The organism is Pseudomonas putida, from assembly GCF_016406145.1.
In the GTDB taxonomy this organism is placed as follows: domain Bacteria; phylum Pseudomonadota; class Gammaproteobacteria; order Pseudomonadales; family Pseudomonadaceae; genus Aquipseudomonas; species Aquipseudomonas putida_E.
The window spans coordinates 4,464,223-4,482,831 of sequence record NZ_CP066306.1 but is presented as its reverse complement, the minus strand read 5'-3'; the positions used below and the strand labels follow the sequence as shown (position 1 = coordinate 4,482,831).

The 18,609-nt window shown below is 61.4% G+C and carries 20 protein-coding genes and 1 pseudogene; 18 read left to right on the top strand and 3 right to left on the bottom strand.

Translation table 11 applies throughout. The features are described 5' to 3' along the window. Window positions 1-42: 42 nt before the first annotated feature. Together ftsB and ispD are read left to right on the top strand one after the other, a co-directional pair. Window positions 43-324 carry a cell division protein FtsB gene (gene ftsB, locus JET17_RS20675; protein ID WP_012315882.1) on the top strand — a complete coding sequence of 94 codons (282 nt, stop codon included), beginning with the start codon at window positions 43-45 and terminating at the stop codon, window positions 322-324. Continuing rightward, a complete protein-coding gene (gene ispD, locus JET17_RS20670) occupies window positions 321-1,028 on the top strand; it encodes a 2-C-methyl-D-erythritol 4-phosphate cytidylyltransferase (protein WP_012315881.1) in 708 nt (235 codons plus the stop codon). Before ftsB ends, ispD begins: the two co-directional genes overlap by 4 nt. Window positions 1,029-1,165: 137 nt before the next feature. Here the strand turns inward: ispD and JET17_RS20665 are convergent, their stop codons facing one another. Continuing rightward, the gene (locus JET17_RS20665) at window positions 1,166-2,059 is read right to left on the bottom strand and encodes a LysR substrate-binding domain-containing protein (RefSeq protein ID WP_190273346.1); all 894 of its coding nucleotides are present in this window, start codon (window positions 2,057-2,059) and stop codon (window positions 1,166-1,168) included. Window positions 2,060-2,169: 110 nt separating this feature from the next. Here JET17_RS20665 and JET17_RS20660 point away from each other — a divergent pair, with 110 nt between their 5' ends. The 8 genes from JET17_RS20660 to rpoS all read left to right on the top strand — a co-directional run bounded on the left by JET17_RS20660 (window position 2,170) and on the right by rpoS (window position 9,392). Next, window positions 2,170-3,282, top strand: coding sequence for an S-(hydroxymethyl)glutathione dehydrogenase/class III alcohol dehydrogenase (locus JET17_RS20660; protein WP_012315879.1), 1,113 nt, complete (start codon window positions 2,170-2,172; stop codon window positions 3,280-3,282). Window positions 3,283-3,290: 8 nt separating this feature from the next. Continuing rightward, the gene (fghA, locus tag JET17_RS20655; RefSeq protein WP_012315878.1) at window positions 3,291-4,145 is read left to right on the top strand and encodes an S-formylglutathione hydrolase; all 855 of its coding nucleotides are present in this window, start codon (window positions 3,291-3,293) and stop codon (window positions 4,143-4,145) included. A gap of 144 nt (window positions 4,146-4,289) precedes the next feature. Next, window positions 4,290-4,763 carry a 2-C-methyl-D-erythritol 2,4-cyclodiphosphate synthase gene (gene ispF, locus JET17_RS20650; RefSeq protein WP_012315877.1) on the top strand — a complete coding sequence of 158 codons (474 nt, stop codon included), beginning with the start codon at window positions 4,290-4,292 and terminating at the stop codon, window positions 4,761-4,763. After that, entirely contained in the window at window positions 4,760-5,818 is a 1,059-nt protein-coding gene (truD, locus tag JET17_RS20645) for a tRNA pseudouridine(13) synthase TruD (protein ID WP_012315876.1), read from the top strand. The genes ispF and truD overlap by 4 nt, the downstream gene beginning before the upstream one ends. After that, window positions 5,806-6,555: a 5'/3'-nucleotidase SurE gene (gene surE / locus JET17_RS20640; protein WP_012315875.1), complete on the top strand. Its 750-nt coding sequence runs from the start codon at window positions 5,806-5,808 to the stop codon at window positions 6,553-6,555. Before truD ends, surE begins: the two co-directional genes overlap by 13 nt. 38 nt (window positions 6,556-6,593) lie before the next feature. Further along, window positions 6,594-7,232 carry a protein-L-isoaspartate(D-aspartate) O-methyltransferase gene (locus JET17_RS20635; RefSeq protein ID WP_161872020.1) on the top strand — a complete coding sequence of 213 codons (639 nt, stop codon included), beginning with the start codon at window positions 6,594-6,596 and terminating at the stop codon, window positions 7,230-7,232. 186 nt (window positions 7,233-7,418) lie between these two features. Next, window positions 7,419-8,276 carry a peptidoglycan DD-metalloendopeptidase family protein gene (locus JET17_RS20630; protein WP_012315873.1) on the top strand — a complete coding sequence of 286 codons (858 nt, stop codon included), beginning with the start codon at window positions 7,419-7,421 and terminating at the stop codon, window positions 8,274-8,276. 108 nt (window positions 8,277-8,384) lie between these two features. After that, window positions 8,385-9,392, top strand: a complete 1,008-nt coding sequence (gene rpoS, locus JET17_RS20625; RefSeq protein ID WP_012315872.1) for an RNA polymerase sigma factor RpoS — start codon at window positions 8,385-8,387, stop codon at window positions 9,390-9,392. Window positions 9,393-9,895: 503 nt separating this feature from the next. On the opposite strand, the gene fdxA is transcribed toward rpoS, so the two are convergent. Beyond that, a complete protein-coding gene (gene fdxA, locus JET17_RS20620; RefSeq protein ID WP_012315871.1) occupies window positions 9,896-10,219 on the bottom strand; it encodes a ferredoxin FdxA in 324 nt (107 codons plus the stop codon). Window positions 10,220-10,359: 140 nt separating this feature from the next. Further along, window positions 10,360-12,933 carry a DNA mismatch repair protein MutS gene (mutS, locus tag JET17_RS20615; RefSeq protein ID WP_012315870.1) on the bottom strand — a complete coding sequence of 858 codons (2,574 nt, stop codon included), beginning with the start codon at window positions 12,931-12,933 and terminating at the stop codon, window positions 10,360-10,362. 139 nt (window positions 12,934-13,072) lie between these two features. On the opposite strand from mutS, the gene JET17_RS20610 reads away from it, so the two are divergent. From JET17_RS20610 to JET17_RS27415, 8 genes and pseudogenes are all read left to right on the top strand, one after another. Beyond that, window positions 13,073-13,819 carry a LexA family transcriptional regulator gene (locus tag JET17_RS20610; protein WP_012315869.1) on the top strand — a complete coding sequence of 249 codons (747 nt, stop codon included), beginning with the start codon at window positions 13,073-13,075 and terminating at the stop codon, window positions 13,817-13,819. A gap of 474 nt (window positions 13,820-14,293) precedes the next feature. Continuing rightward, complete coding sequence (locus JET17_RS20605) at window positions 14,294-14,629, top strand: phage holin family protein (RefSeq protein WP_012315868.1); 336 nt, start codon at window positions 14,294-14,296, stop codon at window positions 14,627-14,629. Between the two features lie 13 nt (window positions 14,630-14,642). After that, window positions 14,643-15,140, top strand: a complete 498-nt coding sequence (locus tag JET17_RS20600; protein ID WP_012315867.1) for a hypothetical protein — start codon at window positions 14,643-14,645, stop codon at window positions 15,138-15,140. After that, a complete protein-coding gene (locus JET17_RS20595; protein WP_012315866.1) occupies window positions 15,137-15,697 on the top strand; it encodes a phage baseplate assembly protein V in 561 nt (186 codons plus the stop codon). The genes JET17_RS20600 and JET17_RS20595 overlap by 4 nt, the downstream gene beginning before the upstream one ends. An 87-nt stretch (window positions 15,698-15,784) precedes the next feature. Then, window positions 15,785-16,111, top strand: coding sequence for a GPW/gp25 family protein (locus JET17_RS20590; RefSeq protein WP_012315865.1), 327 nt, complete (start codon window positions 15,785-15,787; stop codon window positions 16,109-16,111). After that, window positions 16,108-16,989 carry a baseplate assembly protein gene (locus JET17_RS20585; protein ID WP_012315864.1) on the top strand — a complete coding sequence of 294 codons (882 nt, stop codon included), beginning with the start codon at window positions 16,108-16,110 and terminating at the stop codon, window positions 16,987-16,989. The genes JET17_RS20590 and JET17_RS20585 overlap by 4 nt, the downstream gene beginning before the upstream one ends. 1 nt (window position 16,990) lies before the next feature. Beyond that, a complete protein-coding gene (locus JET17_RS20580; RefSeq protein WP_012315863.1) occupies window positions 16,991-17,599 on the top strand; it encodes a phage tail protein I in 609 nt (202 codons plus the stop codon). Continuing rightward, window positions 17,592-18,389: pseudogene (locus tag JET17_RS27415) on the top strand (phage tail protein); the annotation flags it as partial. The gene JET17_RS20580 and the pseudogene JET17_RS27415, both read left to right, overlap by 8 nt. Between the last annotated feature and the right edge of the window lie 220 nt (window positions 18,390-18,609).

The following is an 18,609-nucleotide window of genomic DNA, read 5'->3' as shown; positions in this document are numbered from 1 at the left end:
GGTCTGCCTATTCGCGGCGGTCTTTTTAACCTGGATACCTTGATGCGCAGTCCCTATTGGTTGTTCCTTGTCCTGCTCCTGCTGCTTGGTGGCCTGCAGTACCGCCTGTGGGTGGGTAACGGCAGCCTGGCGCAAGTGGCTGAGCTCAAGCAGCAGATCGACGAGCAGCATGCCGAGAACGAGCGGCTGCTGGAGCGTAACCGCGTGCTCTATGCCGAGGTCCTGGAATTGAAAAAAGGTATGGAGACCGTTGAAGAACGGGCTCGTCACGAATTGGGGATGGTCAAAGAGGGTGAAACCCTCTTCCAGCTGCCGCAAAAATGATCAAAACCCTGCCGGCCTTCTGGGCCGTGATTCCTGCTGCGGGCGTAGGTGCCCGCATGGCTGCCGACCGCCCGAAGCAGTATTTGCAATTGGGTGGGCAGACCCTTCTCGAGCATAGCCTCGACTGTTTTCTCGGCCATCCGACGCTCAAGGGTGTTGTGGTCAGCATTGCTGCGGATGATCCTTACTGGCCGGGCTTGCGCTGCGCCAGCGATCCCCGCATCCAGCGTGCGTCGGGTGGGCGTGAACGCGCCGACTCGGTGCTCAATGCCCTGTTGCTGTTGCATGCCCAAGATGCGGCGGACACTGACTGGGTGTTGGTGCACGATGCGGCGCGGCCGAACCTGGCTCGTACGGATCTTGACCGTTTGTTGTCGGAATTGGCTGATGACCCGGTAGGTGGGCTGCTGGCGGTCCCTGCGCGAGACACGCTGAAGCGCGCCGATGCCAATGGGCGGGTCAGTGCTACTGTGGATCGCAGCACCATCTGGCAGGCTTACACGCCGCAGATGTTCCGCCTTGGGGCTTTGCATCGGGCCTTGGCCGAGTGCCTGGTGTCCGACGTGGTAGTCACCGATGAAGCTTCGGCCATCGAATGGTCCGGCCAGGCGCCGCGGCTGATCGAAGGGCGCAGCGACAACATCAAGGTGACCCGCCCGGAAGACCTGGAGTGGCTGCGCCAGCGTTGGGCAGGGCGCCGCTGAGATTTCCGGGTCCGCTTCGCGGCCCAATCGCCGGCAAGCCGGCTCCCACAGGTTACCCCGCTGCTCTCAAGTTCAGCGCAAACCCAGTGGGAGCCGGCTTGCCGGCGATTGGGCCGCAAAGCGGACCCGCTAAACTGTCAGGCCATTCGGTACTCCGGCATCCCCGCTAACCCTTCCTTCAGATAATCCACCAGCCGCCGAACCTTGGGCGACAGGTGCCGCTGCTGCGGATACAGCGCCCACACCGCCGTATTGGGCGGCTGATGCGCTTCCAGCAACGACACCAGTGCGCCGCTGTTTAGGTGTTCCAGTACGTAGTAATCCGGCAACTGGCATAGCCCCATTCCCAGTAAAGCGGCATCCAGCACTGCCTGGCCACTATTGCACCGCCAGTTGCCCTGCACCCGTTGGCTGATCTCGCGCCCGTCCTGTTGCAATGCCCACAGGTCCGAGCTGCCCACCAGGCAGTTGTGCCGGGCCAGTTCCGACAGGCTGTGCGGACGGCCGTAGCGCTCAAGGTAGGCGGGTGAAGCGCACAGGTACATGCGCCGTGGCGCCAGGCGCGTCGCCACCAACCTCGAATCGGCAAGCCGGCCCAGGCGAATGGCCAGGTCCATGCCTTCGTGCAGCAGGTCCAGCGTGCGGTTGCTCAACTCCACTTCGACCCGCAACTGTGGATACAGCGCCATGAAGCGCGTCACCAGCGGCACGATGAAGCGCTCGCCATAAGCCACAGCACAGGTCATGCGCAATAGCCCCTTGGGTTCGCTGGCCAGGTCACCCATGGCGCGCAGTGCTTCTTCACGGCCATCCTGCAGGCGTTGGCAATGTTGCAGGAATGTCTGCCCGGCTTCACTCAGGGTCACGCGGCGCGTACTGCGATACAGCAGGCGGGTTTGCAAGCGCTCCTCAAGGCGGGCGATCTGCCGGCTTATATGCGACGACGATACGCCCATGCGCTCGGCTGCGGCCGTGAACTGGCCCGATTCGGCCACGGCTACGAATTCATCGATGCCTTCCCACCGACTGATCATTGATTATCCCTGCACAGCAATAATGTTTTGTCTTTGCCACGATTATTCATCAAAACAAGCTGAATTACACTGCATGTCTGAACTGACCCTTTGTCTGGAGACCTTTGATGATCAAGTCCCGTGCCGCTGTAGCCTTCGAGGCCAAGAAACCTCTGGAAATCGTCGAAGTGGACGTGGCCATGCCCAAGGCTGGCGAAGTCCTGCTGCGTGTGGTGGCCAGCGGTGTTTGCCACACTGACGCCTATACCCTCTCGGGTGCCGACCCGGAAGGTATCTTCCCGTCGATTCTGGGCCATGAAGGTGGCGCGATCGTCGAGGCGATCGGTGAGGGTGTCACCTCGGTGGCGGTCGGCGATCACGTGATCCCGCTGTATACCCCTGAGTGTGGTCAATGCAAATTCTGCCGCTCGGGCAAGACCAACCTGTGCCAGGCCATACGTGCCACCCAGGGCAAGGGGTTGATGCCGGACGGCACCACTCGTTTCTCGTACAAGGGCCAACAGCTGTTCCACTACATGGGCACCTCGACCTTCTCCGAGTACACCGTGCTGCCGGAAATCTCCGTCGCCAAGATCCAGAAGGAAGCGCCGCTGGAAAAGGTCTGCCTGCTTGGTTGCGGCGTGACCACCGGTATCGGTGCGGTGCTGAACACTGCCAAGGTCAAGCCGGGTGACACAGTGGCCATCTTCGGCCTGGGCGGCATCGGCCTGTCGGCGGTCATAGGCGCAGTCAAAGCCAAGGCATCGCGCATCATCGCCATCGACATCAACCCGGCCAAGTTCGAGATCGCCCGTCAACTGGGCGCCACCGACTGCATCAACCCGAAGGAATACGATCGCCCGATCCAGGAAGTGATCGTCGACCTTACCGATGGCGGCGTAGACTTTTCGTTCGAATGTATCGGCAACGTACAACTGATGCGCGCGGCTCTGGAGTGCTGCCACAAGGGTTGGGGGGAATCGGTGATCATCGGTGTCGCCGGTGCCGGCCAGGAAATCGCCACTCGCCCGTTTCAGCTGGTGACCGGGCGCGTCTGGCGTGGTTCTGCCTTCGGTGGCGTGCGCGGCCGTACCGAACTGCCAAGCTACGTGGAAATGTCCGAGAAGGGCGAGATTCCGCTGGACACCTTCATCACCCATACCATGGGCCTTGAAGATATCAACAAGGCTTTCGACCTGATGCATGAAGGCAAGAGCATCCGCAGCGTGATCCACTTCTGAGGTGAGCCATGAGCCTGGATAACATCTCCTGCCAGAAAAGCTTTGGCGGCTGGCACAAGCGTTACCGGCATCACTCCAAGGTGCTGGGTTGCGACATGGTGTTCGCCGTTTACCTACCACCGCAGGCCGAACAGGGCGAAAAGCTGCCAGTGCTGTACTGGCTCAGCGGCCTGACCTGTACCGACGAGAACTTCATGCAGAAGGCCGGCGCCCAGCGCCTGGCCGCCGAGCTTGGCCTGATCATCGTAGCGCCAGATACCAGCCCGCGTGGCGAGCAGGTGCCGGGCGACCCTGACGGTGCCTGGGACTTCGGCCTGGGTGCCGGCTTCTACCTCAACGCCACCCAGCAGCCCTGGGCGCAGCACTACCGCATGCACGACTATGTGGTCAAGGAGCTGCCAGAGCTGATCGAAGCGCACTTCCCAGCCTCGGACCAACGCAGCATCAGTGGCCATTCCATGGGTGGGCATGGCGCGCTTGTCTGCGCCCTGCGCAACCCGGGTCGCTACAGCTCTGTATCGGCGTTTTCGCCGATCAGCAATCCGATGGATTGCCCTTGGGGGGAGAAGGCATTCAGCCGTTACCTGGGTGATGACCGGGCGCGCTGGCGCGAGTGGGATGCCAGTGTGCTGCTTGCCGAGACACCAGCGGGCGAGTGCCCGCCGTTGCTGGTCGATCAGGGCGATCGTGACGACTTCCTTGCCAAGCAGCTCAAGCCTGAAGCGTTGGAGCAGGCGGCCCGCAAAGGGGGGCATGCGCTGAGCCTGCGCCTGCAACCTGGCTATGACCATAGCTATTACTTCATCGCCAGCTTCATCGATGAGCATCTGCGTCATCACGCAGTGGCACTTGGTCGGGGGTAGGGCTGCAGCTACAAGCAGCAAGCTTCAAGCCGCAAGAAAGTGCGACCAGCGCAACGCGTGCTTTTTGCTTGTGGCTTGCAGCTTGCAGCTTGCAGCTCGAAATGCAGGTAGAATCACGCCCTGACTCAATCAGGGCGTTTTTCTATGCGTATTGGCCACGGCTACGATGTGCACCGTTTTTGCGACGGTGATTTCATTACCCTGGGTGGGGTGCGTATCCCCCACAAATACGGCCTCCTGGCCCACTCCGACGGTGACGTGCTGCTGCATGCCCTGAGCGATGCCTTGCTTGGCGCGGCGGGTCTGGGTGACATCGGCAAGCACTTCCCCGATACGGACCCGCAATTCAAGGGCGCCGACAGTCGCGTACTGCTACGCCATGTGGTCGGCATCGTCCAGGCCAAAGGCTGGAAAGTCGGTAATGTCGACGCCACCATCGTTGCCCAGGCGCCGAAAATGTCTCCGCATATCGAAACCATGCGCCAACGGATCGCCGAGGACCTGCAGGTCGAACTCGACCAGGTCAACGTCAAGGCCACCACCACCGAGAAACTGGGCTTCACCGGCCGCGAGGAGGGTATCGCCGTGCATGCGGTCGCCCTGCTGCTGCCAGCATGACCGAACTGGAACTGCTGGGCCCGCGCGCATCGGGCCAACCCCTGGGCACTGCGATACTCAAGGCTGTTGCCGAAGACTTCCAGGTCGATGAGGTGCTGGACATTCCGCTATCGGGCCAGGGCGAGCACCTGTGGTTGTGGGTGGAGAAGCGCGACCTCAATACTGAGGAAGCTGCCCGCCGCCTGGCGCGAGCCGCGGGCGTGCCGGTGCGTTCGATCAGCTATGCCGGCCTCAAGGACCGCCAGGCCCTGACGCGCCAGTGGTTCAGCCTGCATCTGCCCGGTAAGGCAGACCCCGACCTGTCGCGTGCCGAAGATGCCACTCTGCGTGTGCTCAAGCAGGTGCGTCACCAGCGCAAACTGCAGCGCGGCGCCCATTCGGCCAATGGCTTCACCCTGCGCCTTACGGCGCTGGCGGCTGATCATGCTGCCCTCGATGCCCGCCTGCAGACGCTCAAACAGCAGGGTGTGCCGAACTACTTCGGCGGCCAGCGTTTCGGGCATGGCGGCGGCAATGTCCAGGATGCCCAGCACTGGGCTGCCCGCAAGGCCCTGCCCGAGCAGCGCAACGTGCGTTCGCGGCTGCTCTCGGCTGCCCGCAGCTACCTGTTCAACCAGGTCCTGGCCGCTCGCGTTGCCGACGGCAGTTGGCAGCGGGCCCAAGTTGGTGACCTGTTGGCATTCACCGATAGCCGCAGTTTTTTTTCGGCGGGTGAACAGGAATGTTCAGATCCTCGCCTGGCCATTCTGGATTTGCATCCCACCGGCCCGATGTGGGGCGAGGGCCCGTCTCCAGCGGCCGGCGCGGCCTTGACGCTGGAGACGGCGATAGGTCAGCAGCATGCATTGCTGTGCCAATGGCTGGCCAATGCAGGCATGAGTCACGAACGGCGCATCCTGCGGCTCCCTATTGGCGGCCTGACGTGGCATTATCCCGAGCCTGATATCCTGCAACTGGAATTCGTCCTTCCGGCCGGATGCTTCGCCACCGTGGTGGTGCGCGAACTCGTCGATCTGGTGCCGGCAGGGCAGACGGACAGCCCATGCGTATTCTGATTTCGAATGACGACGGTGTTACGGCACCTGGCCTCGCCGCGCTACACGGTGCGCTGGTGGATTATGCCGAGTGCGTGGTGATCGCCCCGGATCAAGACAAGAGCGGCGCCGGCAGTTCGCTGACGCTGGACCGGCCGTTGCACCCGCAAACCCTGGCCAACGGTTTCATCAGCCTCAATGGTACGCCCACCGATTGCGTGCACCTGGGGCTCAATGGCCTGTTGCCGGAAACACCGGACATGGTTGTCTCGGGGATCAACCTCGGCGCCAACCTGGGTGATGACGTGATCTATTCCGGCACGGTTGCTGCCGCGCTGGAGGGGCGTTTCCTCGGCGGTACGTCTTTGGCATTCTCGTTACTGTCGCGTCTGCCCGACAATCTGCCGAGCGCCGCGTTCATCGCCCGCCGCCTGGTCGAGGCGCAGTCACGCCTGGAATTGCCGCCGCGTACGGTTCTCAATGTCAATATTCCCAACCTGCCGCTGGAACACATCCGTGGCATCCAGGTGACCCGTCTCGGTCACCGGGCTCGGGCGGCGGCACCGACCAAGGTGGTCAACCCGCGTGGCAAGGAAGGCTACTGGATCGCCGTGGCCGGTGATGCCGAGGACGGTGGGCCGGGTACTGACTTCCACGCGGTGATGCAAGGTTACGTGTCGATCACCCCGCTGCAACTGGACCGCACCTTCAACGATGCCTTCGAGCAGCTCCACGGTTGGCTGGAGGGCGTGCTCTGATGCGCGAACAGGACGATCTGCAGCGCCGAGGTATCGGCATGACCTCCCAGCGTACCCGCGAGCGGCTGATCCAGCGCCTGTGCGAAGAGGGCGTATCGAACCCCAAGGTGCTCGATGCCATCCGCCGTACGCCGCGCCATCTGTTCGTCGATGAGGCCCTGGCCCATCGCGCCTATGAAGACACCGCGCTGCCGATCGGGCACAACCAGACCATCTCCCAGCCATTCATGGTCGCACACATGAGTGAGCTGCTACTGGAGGCCGGTCCGCTGGACAAGGTGCTGGAGATCGGTACCGGTTCCGGTTACCAGACGGCCATCCTTGCCCAACTGGTGGAGCGGGTGTTTTCGGTGGAGCGCATCAAGGTCCTGCAGGACCGCGCCAAGGAGCGCCTGGTCGAACTGAACCTGCGCAACGTGGTGTTCCGCTGGGGGGATGGGTGCGACGGCTGGCAGGCGCTGGCCCCCTACAACGGCATCATCGTTACCGCCGTGGCGCCGGAAGTGCCGCAGGCACTGCTCGACCAGCTGGCTCCTGGGGGGCGTATGGTCATCCCGGTAGGCCCTGCTGGCGAAGTCCAGCAGTTGATGCTAATCGTGCGTGAGGAGCAGGGCTTCTCTCGCCGTGTTCTGGGCGCCGTGCGCTTTGTACCGCTGCTCAATGGCCCGGTGGCTTGAGCTGCAGGGAATATTTGTGGTGGCGACGAATTCTTGCCGCATCGCCCTGTCTATCTGGCGGGGCATCCCGGCTCTTTACTGAGCCTGTGCACCGAGCCTGCCAATGCAGTTGCGCTCGGTTATAATTGCAACATTATTGCATTTCTTTCCGTATTTTCGATTTTCGGCACCATGAGGGGAGCGCGGGTGGGGCATACAGTCATTCGGCAGCGCAAGGATTGGTTGGGTTTCAAGCTTCTGGTGATTGCACTGGCCATGGGCGCACTGCTGACTGGTTGCTCCAGCACCGGATCGGGCGGCGCACGCGTGGTCGACCGCAGCAATGCGGCGCCCAAGCGGCCGACCGTGACCTCCGGGCAGTATGTGGTCAAACCTGGCGATACGCTGTTCTCCATTGCGTTTCGCTACGGCTGGGACTACAAGGAGCTCGCAGCCCGCAATGGCATTGCTGCCCCGTACACCATCCGGCCTGGCCAGGCGATCCGCTTCAGCAGCGGCGCTACCGGCAGCACCACAGTGGTGTCCAGCCCCTCTTCTTCGAGCAAGACGACGGTCATTCGTCGCCCTGTTGAAAAACTTATCACGGCGCCTGCCAACGGCGGAAAAACGACGCCAGCAACGCGCACCACGCCTACTACGGTCGTTACCACGGTGCCCGCCGCAGAGCGCGCGGTGGGCGGTTGGACCTGGCCTGCAAATGGCGTGCTGATTGGAAAATTCGCTTCAAACGGTAGTTTGAATAAAGGCATTGATATCGCCGGTGATTTGGGACAGCCTGTTTTTGCTGCGTCTGATGGTGCGGTGGTCTACGCCGGGAGTGGCTTGCGGGGCTACGGCGAACTGATCATCATCAAGCACAGCGATACCTACGTCAGTGCCTACGGTCACAACCGCAGGCTGTTGGTTCGGGAGGGGCAGCAGGTCAAGGCAGGGCAGTCGATTGCTGAAATGGGGTCCACGGGCACTGATCGGGTGAAGCTGCATTTCGAGATTCGCCGCCAGGGCAAACCCGTCGATCCACTCCAGTTCCTGCCACGTCGTTGATTGTTGTACCCGGCCTGTTCCTCTGAAGTAGAGGGGAGAGGCTCCAGCGATGCCAGGGATGCAGGCGCCGCTCGAGTCTGAGTTCGAACTCAGCAAAGGACTATAACAATGGCTCTCAATAAAGAAGCGCCGGAGTTTGACATCGACGATGACGTGCTCCTGATGGAGACGGGCATCGTTTTGGAAACGGATGTGGTGTCAGACGAACCTGCTGTACCGTCGGTTCGGACCAGGGCCAAATCAGGCTCTACGCTCAAGCAGCATAAATACATCGATTACAGCCGGGCGCTTGATGCCACCCAGTTGTACCTCAACGAGATCGGTTTCTCGCCTCTGCTTTCGCCGGAAGAGGAAGTGCACTTCGCGCGCCTGTCGCAGAAGGGTGATCCAGCCGGGCGCAAGCGCATGATCGAAAGCAACCTGCGCCTGGTTGTGAAAATCGCCCGTCGTTATGTGAACCGCGGCCTGTCCTTGCTCGACCTGATCGAGGAGGGCAACCTGGGGCTGATTCGTGCAGTCGAGAAGTTCGACCCGGAGCGCGGTTTCCGTTTCTCGACCTATGCGACGTGGTGGATCCGCCAGACCATCGAGCGGGCGATCATGAACCAGACCCGCACCATTCGCCTGCCGATCCACGTGGTCAAGGAGCTCAACGTCTACCTGCGTGCCGCGCGGGAGTTGACCCAAAAGCTCGACCACGAACCTTCCCCTGAAGAGATCGCCACCCTGCTGGAAAAACCCGTTGCCGAGGTCAAGCGCATGCTTGGTCTTAACGAGCGGGTATCGTCGGTGGATGTTTCGCTCGGGCCAGATTCGGACAAGACCCTGCTCGATACACTCACCGACGATCGTCCTACCGACCCGTGCGAGCTGCTGCAGGATGACGACCTGTCACAGAGCATCGACCAGTGGCTGGGCGAGCTCACCGACAAGCAGCGCGAAGTGGTGGTACGCCGTTTTGGTCTGCGCGGGCATGAAAGCAGCACCTTGGAGGATGTAGGTCTGGAAATCGGCCTTACCCGCGAGCGGGTGCGGCAGATTCAGGTTGAGGGGCTCAAGCGCCTGCGTGAGATCCTGGAGAAGAATGGTCTGTCCAGTGAGTCGCTGTTCCAGTAAGCACTCCATGCCAGTATGCAAAACGCCCCGATGACCTCGGGGCGTTTTTGTTTGGTGTGCAGGCTATAGCGGCCGGCAATTATCTGAGCACGAACCAATATGTAACTTGCTACCCCAGATGCACTGAGTGTAAGCCTTTGCTTACTTGTGGTGTAAGCCAAACACGTAAAGGCCAGTAAATCATTGTCGTTTCCTGATTCGTTTTTTTCTCAACCGCCTGAAATAATTGAACTTTTTAGATTTGTGGAAATGTGTCCACGGTAATGTCTTGTGAGGGTTCGCGGTTGCCTGCTCTGCAGAAGTCGCTAGTATTCGAACTGTGCACACGGACATGCAGAGGCGTTCAGGAAGAAGGCCAAGGACATCGCAAGACGCGATTCATCAGGACGATGTTTAGGACAAGCAGGGACTACGGAAAAAATGTGGGCGGGTCAAACCGCCCCTTTTTTCGCCCGTAAAAAATGAAAAAAGGCCCGTTGCGGGCCTTTTTCGTATCTGGGCGATTAACGTTCCAGATCGGCGATCTTGCCGGGCTTGCCATCCCACTCTTCGGCGTCAGGCAGGGCATCCTTCCGCTCAGTGATGTTCGGCCAGATTTCCGCCAGCTCGGCATTGAGCTCAAGGAAGTTCTCCATGCCCGCAGGCACTTCGTCTTCCGAGAAGATGGCCTGGGCCGGGCATTCTGGCTCGCACAGTGCACAGTCGATGCACTCGTCCGGGTGAATGACCAGGAAGTTCGGGCCTTCGTAGAAGCAGTCCACCGGACAGACTTCCACGCAGTCGGTGTATTTGCATTTGATGCAGTTGTCGGTGACGACGAAGGTCATTTCTAGTTCTCTCCTCAGGCAACGGCGGCGGCCCTTCCTCTCAGGGCCGCGCGGTTTACGGGCATGTGGCTGCAGGCCAGGCTAATAACCTGCAGCACCAGCAAACCGCGGCGGATTCTACCAGCTTGTGGTGCACGCCGTTATAACAGGTTCTTTAGTTGATATAGCATTTCGATAGCTTGACGCGGAGTCATGTCGTCCAGGTCCAGCTTGCCCAGCTTTTCGATTGCCGGGTGTGGCAGGCTGGCGAACAGGTCGCTCTGGTGCGGTGCTTGTGGCTCGCCCTTGGTTTTTTTCGAGACAGCTTGTTCGTGGGGCAGGCTGCTGGTCTCCAGCCGGCCGAGGTGCTCGCGCGCACGCTGGATGACCGGCGACGGTACGCCTGCCAGTTGCGCCACGGCCAGGCCGTAGCTCTGGCTGGCGGGGCCAGGCAGCACATGGTGCAGGAACACGATGCGCTCGTTGTGTTCGGTAGCGTTCAGGTGGACGTTGGCCACCAGCGGTTCGCTTTCAGGCAGTACGGTCAGCTCGAAGTAGTGCGTGGCGAACAGCGTGTACGCACGCAGCTGTGCCAGGCGCTCGGCAGCCGCCCAGGCCAGCGACAAACCGTCGAAGGTGCTGGTGCCACGGCCGACTTCGTCCATCAGTACCAAGCTGCGGTCAGTGGCGTTGTGCAGAATGTTGGCGGTTTCGCTCATCTCGACCATGAACGTCGAGCGGCCTCCTGCCAGGTCGTCACTGGAGCCGATACGGGTGAAGATGCGATCGACCAGCGATAGTTCGCAGCTGGCCGCCGGAACGAAACTGCCGATGTGCGCCATCAGCACTATCAGTGCGGTCTGGCGCATGTAGGTAGATTTACCACCCATGTTCGGACCGGTGATGATCAGCATCCGGGTGCTGTTGTCCAGGCCCAGGTCGTTGGCTACGAACGGCGTGGTCAGTACCTGTTCGACCACCGGGTGACGCCCCTGGTCGATGCGCAGGCACGGTTCGTCGACGAAACGGGGGCAGTTCAGGTCCAGGTTGAGCGCCCGCTCGGCAAGGTTGCTCAGCACGTCCAGCTCGGCCAGCGCCGCGGCGCTGTCCTGCAGCGGTGCAAGGTGACTGATGAGTGTTTCGAGCAACGCGTCGTACAGCATCTTCTCGCGGGCCAGGGCGCGGCTCTTGGCCGACAGCGCCTTGTCCTCGAAAGCCTTGAGCTCCGGCGTGATGAAGCGCTCGGCGCCTTTGAGGGTCTGGCGACGAATGTAGTCGCCCGGGGCCTGTTCGGCCTGCTTGGTCGGCAGCTCGATGAAGTAGCCATGCACGCGGTTGTAGCCGACTTTCAGGTTGGCAAGACCGGTGCGGGCCTTCTCGCGGGCTTCCAGGTCGATCAGGAACTGGCCGGCGTTCTCACTGATCGCCAGCAGATCGTCCAGCTCGTTGTCATAGCCGGCCTTGAGTACGCCGCCGTCGCGGATCACTGCTGGCGGGTTGTCTATGATTGCCCGCTCCAGCAGGCTGGCCAGCTCCGGGTAGGTGCCGGTGATGGCCGCCAAGCGCGCCAGGTGTGGGGCTTCCAGCTCAGCCATGGCGTTCTGCAGTTCGGGCAGGGCGCCGAGGGCATCACGCAGGCGCGCCAGATCGCGCGGGCGGGCATTACGCAGGCCGATACGGGCGAGGATCCGCTCGATATCGCCAATTTCCTTGAGTTGCGGCTGCAGTTTTTCGAAGCGGTAGCCATCGAGCAGGCAGCGAATCGAATCCTGGCGCGCCTGCAAGACCTTGAGGTCGCGCAGCGGGCGGTTCAGCCAACGGGTCAGCAGGCGGCTGGCCATTGCGGTCTGGCAGCGGTCGATCACCGACTGCAAGGTATTGTCGCGACCACCTGCCAGGTTGATGTCCAGCTCCAGGTTGCGGCGGCTGGCCCCGTCGAGGATCACGGTGTCGTCCAGGCGCTCATGGCGCAAGCTGCGCAGGTGGGGCAGGGCGGTGCGTTGGGTTTCCTTGGCGTAGGTCAGCAGGCAGCCGGCGGCGCCGATGGCCAGGGTCAGCTTGTCGCAACCAAAGCCCTTGAGGTCTTTGGTTGCGAACTGCTGACACAGAGCCTTGCGTGCCGAGTCGCGGTCGAAGTCCCAAGGGGCTCGTCGGCGTGCGCCCGGACGTTTCTCGGCCGGCAGGTCGCGGGGCCAGTCGTCGGGGATCAGCAGTTCGACAGGGTTGATGCGTTCAAGCTCGGCCAGCAGGTTTTCCCAGCCCTTGATCTCCTGCACGCTGAAGTTGCCGCTGGTGATATCCAGCACCGCCAGGCCAAACAGGCGCTCGTCCCCCAGCAGTGCGGCAATCAGGTTGTCGCGGCGCTCGTCGAGTAACGCTTCGTCGCTGACTGTGCCGGGGGTGATGATGCGCACCACCTGACGTTCTACCGGGCCCTTGCTGGTGGCGGGGTCGCCGATCTGCTCGCAGATCACCACCGACTCGCCGAGCTTGACCAGCTTGGCCAGGTAGCCTTCCAGCGAGTGGAAAGGAATTCCGCACATGGGGATCGACTGGCCGGCTGACTGGCCACGGGCTGTCAGGGTGATATCCAGCAGTTTTGCGGCTTTTTTCGCATCTTCATAGAAGATTTCGTAAAAGTCGCCCATGCGGTAGAACATCAGCTGGTCCGGGTGCTGGTTTTTCAGCTTCCAGTACTGCTGCATCATCGGTGTGTGTGCGGAAAGATCAGACATTCAGGGCCTTACAGCGGGTATCTGGTTGGCGATTTTGAAACCGGCAATGGTACAGGCTTTTTGGCCGAGATGCAGGCGCCGGGCGCGCGCCTTCGCGCCCCGGCTGCATGGATTGCATTTCCTGCAGCGGCGCTGCATTATGCAAGCTATGCAAAAACGCAATGTAGCCACCGTACTCAGAGAGTTGCTCGCCCGCCACGGCCTGTCCCCCACAGAGCTGCACCGGCGCACGGGCGTGCCTCAATCCACCCTGTCGCGGATCCTCAGCGAGAAGATCGCCGATCCCTCGGATAGGCACGTGTCGAAAATTGCCGATTATTTCGGCGTCAGCACTGAACAGCTGCGCGGCCGCGCCGAACTTGGCGCCTCACGCGAAGCCGCCTTGCCCGCACACGGCCATGCCGACCTCAGCGACATCAGCCTGTGGGACGATGAAACGCCCGTCGAGGACGACGAGGTGTCAGTACCCTTTCTTCGTGAGGTCGAATTGGCAGCAGGATCTGGAAGATTCGTCATCGAGGAAAGCGAGCGCGCCCGCCTGCGCTTTGGTAAGCGCAGCCTGCGCCATAATGGTGTGCAGTTCGATCAGGCCAAGTGCGTGACCGTTCGCGGCAACAGCATGCTGCCGGTACTGCGCGATGGGGCGACGGTCGGGGTCAATACCGGCAAGTGTTCGATCGGTGACATCATTGATGGCGACCTCTACGCCATCAACCACAATGGCCAATTGCGCGTGAAGCAGGTGTATCGGCTGCCCACCGGTATCCGCCTGCGCAGCTTCAATCGCGACGAACACCCTGATGAAGACTACAGCTTTCAGCTGTTGCAGGAGGAGCAGATCAGCTTGCTCGGGCATGTGTTCTGGTGGGGCATGTACGCACGCTGACCAGGCGTTTTTCAAAAAGACCCGCTTTAGCGGGTTTTTTTTGCTTGGTGAAAAGTCCTACAGGTCTGAGCTTAAAAGGCTTTCATGCATTTCAGCAAATGCAGTCACAAAAATTAATGAATAAATGCATTGACTGGATATGCATTAATGCATAGTCTGTGTCTCAAGCCGGACGTAAACCGGTTGTTACACAGGCAGCGATGAACAGGCCTCAACTGTTCAGAGGGTTGGCAACTGGCCCGGGTGTGCAGCGTAAAGCACCACGAACAGTTATCCGGCGGGCAGGCAGCCGTGGTCGGAGTCACCAATTTGAAGCGTAACCGTCCGGCGTCACCAGTCGTGGCCGGCGGTTAGACAACGCATTACTGAAAAGCCTGGGCACCGGGCTTTTTGGAATGCCGGTTTCCCAGGCGCAGAGTACCCACCACCAACCTACCGGCCACTGCCGGTGGGCATTACACAGGAGACAGGACAGTGACGAACGAGCAGCAAGCGTTACTGGAGATGCCGCTCTGGCTGGTAATCGTCCTGGCATTGCTGGGCGGCCTCAGCGGCGAAATGTGGCGGGCCGACAAGGCGGGAGTCACCGGCTGGTCACTGCTACGACGGCTGGTATTGCGCTCCGGGGCCTGCATGGTATGCGGGGTTTCGACAGTGATGTTGCTGTACGCCAGCGGCTTTTCTATCTGGACGGCCAGTGCATTTGGTTGCCTGACCGCAGTGGGCGGGGCCGACGTCGCCATGCGCCTTTACGAGCGCTGGGCCATCAGGCGGCTGGGCTTACGTGACACCGCGTCGAGCGATGAGTGACAAGGAGATATGCATGAGCGAATTAGCCACATTACATGCAGCGGTTACCGCAACCATTCGTGAACTCATACCAGAGCTGGCATACGTCGATGCTTATACAGTCGTAGGAAATACTCCCGAGCAGCCGGCATTGCGACACGGCATCGTGCGGATGATGGCAGATGCCGCTCCGCGTGATGGCCGCTCGGTGCTGATTGCTACCTTCGAGGCAGATATCACCGCCGATAGCACCAACCCCGAGTCTCGCCTGCAAGGGAGCATGCTGGCCGCGCAACTGATGGACCTGCTGCGCCAGCAGCACTGGGCCCTGGATTTCGTCGAGGCCAGTCGTAATGCCCACGCGCAATTCGAGGGCAGTGCATGGACGGTGCGCTGGGACCAACCGGTGCTCCTCGGTGATCCTCGTTGGCATTGGCCGGACCAGCCGCCCGGGAGCCTGATGCTGGGCCTTGCACCCGAGGTCGGGCAGGGCAACCAAGACCGCTACATCGCGCCCGAGGATCTGGCATGAGTTACGTGAGTGCAATGCATGATCGCATGCTGGCGTGCATGATCATTCCCTGTCGGGTGGTCGCCGTAGATCTTGCAGCCGCCCGGTTGCGGGTCTCCGATGGCAGCGGGTGGACCAGCGCCTGGCTGCGCTGGCATGCACAGGCCGCAGGCAAGGCCCGTCATTGGCGGGCTCCCACCCTCGGTGAGCAGGGGGTGTTGCTCAGCCCTAGTGGCGAGCTGGCCCAAGGCACCTTCATCCCTGGCCTTTACGGCAACGCAGGCCTCCCGCCAGCACAGCTCGACCATACGGAAGTCTGGCAGTTCGAGGATGGCGGCTCGCTGACTTATGACTGGCAGGCCAGGCGTTACGACATCCAACTACCCAGCGGCACCGTCAGTATCAAGGTTGGCGCCAGCTCCGTGGAGATTAGCGATGATGCCATCACGCTCAAGGCTGCTGCGATCCGCCTTATCGGCAACGTCGTCATCGACGGTCCGCTGAGCGTTAGTGGGGACATCAATAGCGGTGGGCGGGTCATTGATACCGCCGGCAACACCGCCAATCACAAGCACTGAACCAAGCCCGCCGCAGCGGGCTTTTTCATCCCTGGAGAATGCCATGCATACCCATTCACCGGACGCACGCCCAGCAGGAGGTGCGCCATGATCGGCATGGACCGCCGCACCGGCCTGCCACTGGCCGGCGTTGCCCACCTGCGCCAGTCCATCGAAGACATCCTTGCCACACCGCTGGGCAGCCGTCGCATGCGTCCTGAGTACGGCAGCCAGTTGCGCCGTTTTGTCGACCTGCCGGTCAACGATGGTTGGAAAAGCGCGGTGCAAGCGGAAGTCGCCCGTGCATTGGGCCGTTGGGAGCCGCGCTTGCAGCTAGACCGGGTAAAAGTTGTGGCGGTGCTTGAGGGGCAGGTCAGCCTGGTCCTAAGTGGACGTTATCTGGGGGATGAAGCAGTACTGGAGGTACGCTTATGAGCCTGGTAGACCTGTCGAAACTGCCTGTGCCTCAACTGCTTGAGGACCTCGATTACGAAAGCCTTTACCAGGCTGATCTGCAAACCTTCCGCGAATACCTTGGCGAGGGCTGGACTGCCAGCCTGGAGAGCGACCCGGTAACCAAGCTGCTGGAGGTTGGCGCCTACCGGAAACTGCTCAATCGGGCCCGTGTCAACGATGCGGCCAAAGCGCTGCTTCTGGCCTATGCCCAAGGCACTGACCTGGACCAGTTGGCAGCGAATGTCGGCCTGCAGCGTCTGGTTATTCAGGCCGAGGACCTCACTAGCGTGCCGCCCGCTGCTGCGCTGCTCGAATCGGACGATGCGCTGCGCGAGAGGGTGCAGCTGGTCTATGAAGGCCTGACCACCGCCGGCCCTCGCAACAGCTACATCTTGCATGCCCGCAACTCTTCGGGGCAGGTGGCTGACGCCACCGCCGAAAGCCCGTCGCCGGCCGTGGTGGATGTGACCGTACTGAGCCTGGAGGGTAACGGTACAGCCAGCGCCGAACTGCTCGCGCAAGTGGCGGCCTATCTCAATGACGACGATATCCGTCCGGTGGCCGATCGCCTCAATGTGCGCAGCGCCATGGTGCTGCCGTACCGCATTGATGCCGTGCTCTACATGGCTGATAGCGGCCCTGAGTATGAAGCGATCCTTGCCCAGTGCCAGCGCAGGCTCCAAGCCTGGGTGAACCCACGACGGCGCCTGGGGTTGGACGTATCCCGGTCGGGCATCGACGCACAATTGCATATCGACGGCGTGAGCCGGGTCGAGCTGACCGATTGGACCGACATCCGCCCTACCAAGGCGCAGGCCGCTTGGTGCACTGGCTTTACGCTCAAGCGGGGTGGTTGACATGCAGAGCCTGTTGCCGTTGAACCGCACACCACTGGAGCGGGCCATCGAAACCGCTGCCGACGAAGACCTTAGGGCCAGCCTGCGCCTGCTCTATAACCCCGACACCTGCCCATCCCACTTGCTCTACCAGTTGGCCTGGGCCTGGTCGGTGGACCGCTGGGAAGATAGCTGGAGCGAGGTGATCAAGCGCTCGGTAATCCGCTCGGCGTTCTTCGTCCATGCCCATAAAGGCACCTTGGGTGCGCTCAGGCGGGTGGTTGAGCCGTTTGGCTACCTGATCGAGGTGAAGGAGTGGTGGCAGGTTACACCGCCGGCGCCGGCAGGCACTTTCGCTTTGAAGATCGGCGTTACCGATGCCGGCATCAGCGAAAGCACCTACCAGGAGTTGTCGTCGCTGATCGACGACGCCCGGCCGGTCAGCCGCCACCTCACCGGCCTGGTCATCAGTCTTGAAAGCCGTGGCGCGCTTCATGTCGGCTGCGCCATCCAGGATGGCGACGAACTGGACATCTATCCGCCGGCGCCTCGTGACATTGAGGTTGTGGGCACCATCGGCCGCGGCGGCCGCGAACATACAATCGATACCTTGGACATTGCACATGGTTGACCAGACTTCTCAGTTCTACGCCATCCTTACTAACGTGGGCGCGGCGAAACAAGCAAACGCGGATGCTTTGGGCATCGCGTGGAAAATCACTCAAATGGGCGTAGGTGACGCCAACGGCACAGACCCGACTCCCAATGCCACTCAGACCAGCCTCATCAACGAATGGCGCCGTGCGCCGTTGAATCAGCTTAAGGTGGATGACAATAACAACGCGATCATCATTGCCGAGCAGGTCATCCCTGCTGACGTCGGCGGTAAGTGGATTCGTGAGATCGCGCTTTATGATGCCGATGGCGACATGGTTGCTGTGGCCAACTGCGCGCCGACCTATAAACCGTTGCTAAGCCAAGGCTCAGGACGTACCCAGGTGGTGCGAATGAACTTGGTGGTCAGCAGTGCTAGTAATGTGCAGCTGAAAATTGACCCGGCCGTAGTGCTGGCTACCCGAGAGTGGGTGACCGAGGAGTTGGCCAGGCAGGATTTCAAGCATTCGGTGCTGGCGGCGACTACCGCCAATATCCCGCTGAACGGGTTGCAGACGGTCGACGGGGTGGCGCTGACCGCCGGCGCACGGGTCTTGGTGAAGAACCAGACAATTGGTAAGGATAATGGTCTGTACCTTGTGGTGGCGGGCGGGCCCTGGGCACGCTGCAGCGACGCGGATACCAGCGCCAAGGTGACACCGGGCATGCTGGTGCTGGTCGAGCGCGGCGCGCTGAACGGCAACAGCGCTTGGCAGCTGCTGACCGATGCGCCGATTACCTTGGGCGTCACCGCCTTGGCCTATGAAATGGCATTTGGACGTAGTGGTGTAGCCGCTGGCACCTATCGCAGTGTGTCGGTAGATGCCTACGGCCGGGTAACCGCAGCGACCAGCCCGAGCACGGTGGTGGGTTATGGCCTGACAGACGTGTACACAAAGACCCAGGTTGACACAGCTGTGGCGGTTAAGGCGCCGCTGGCTAGTCCGACGTTCACTGGCGTGCCAGCGGCACCTACTGCTGCGACCG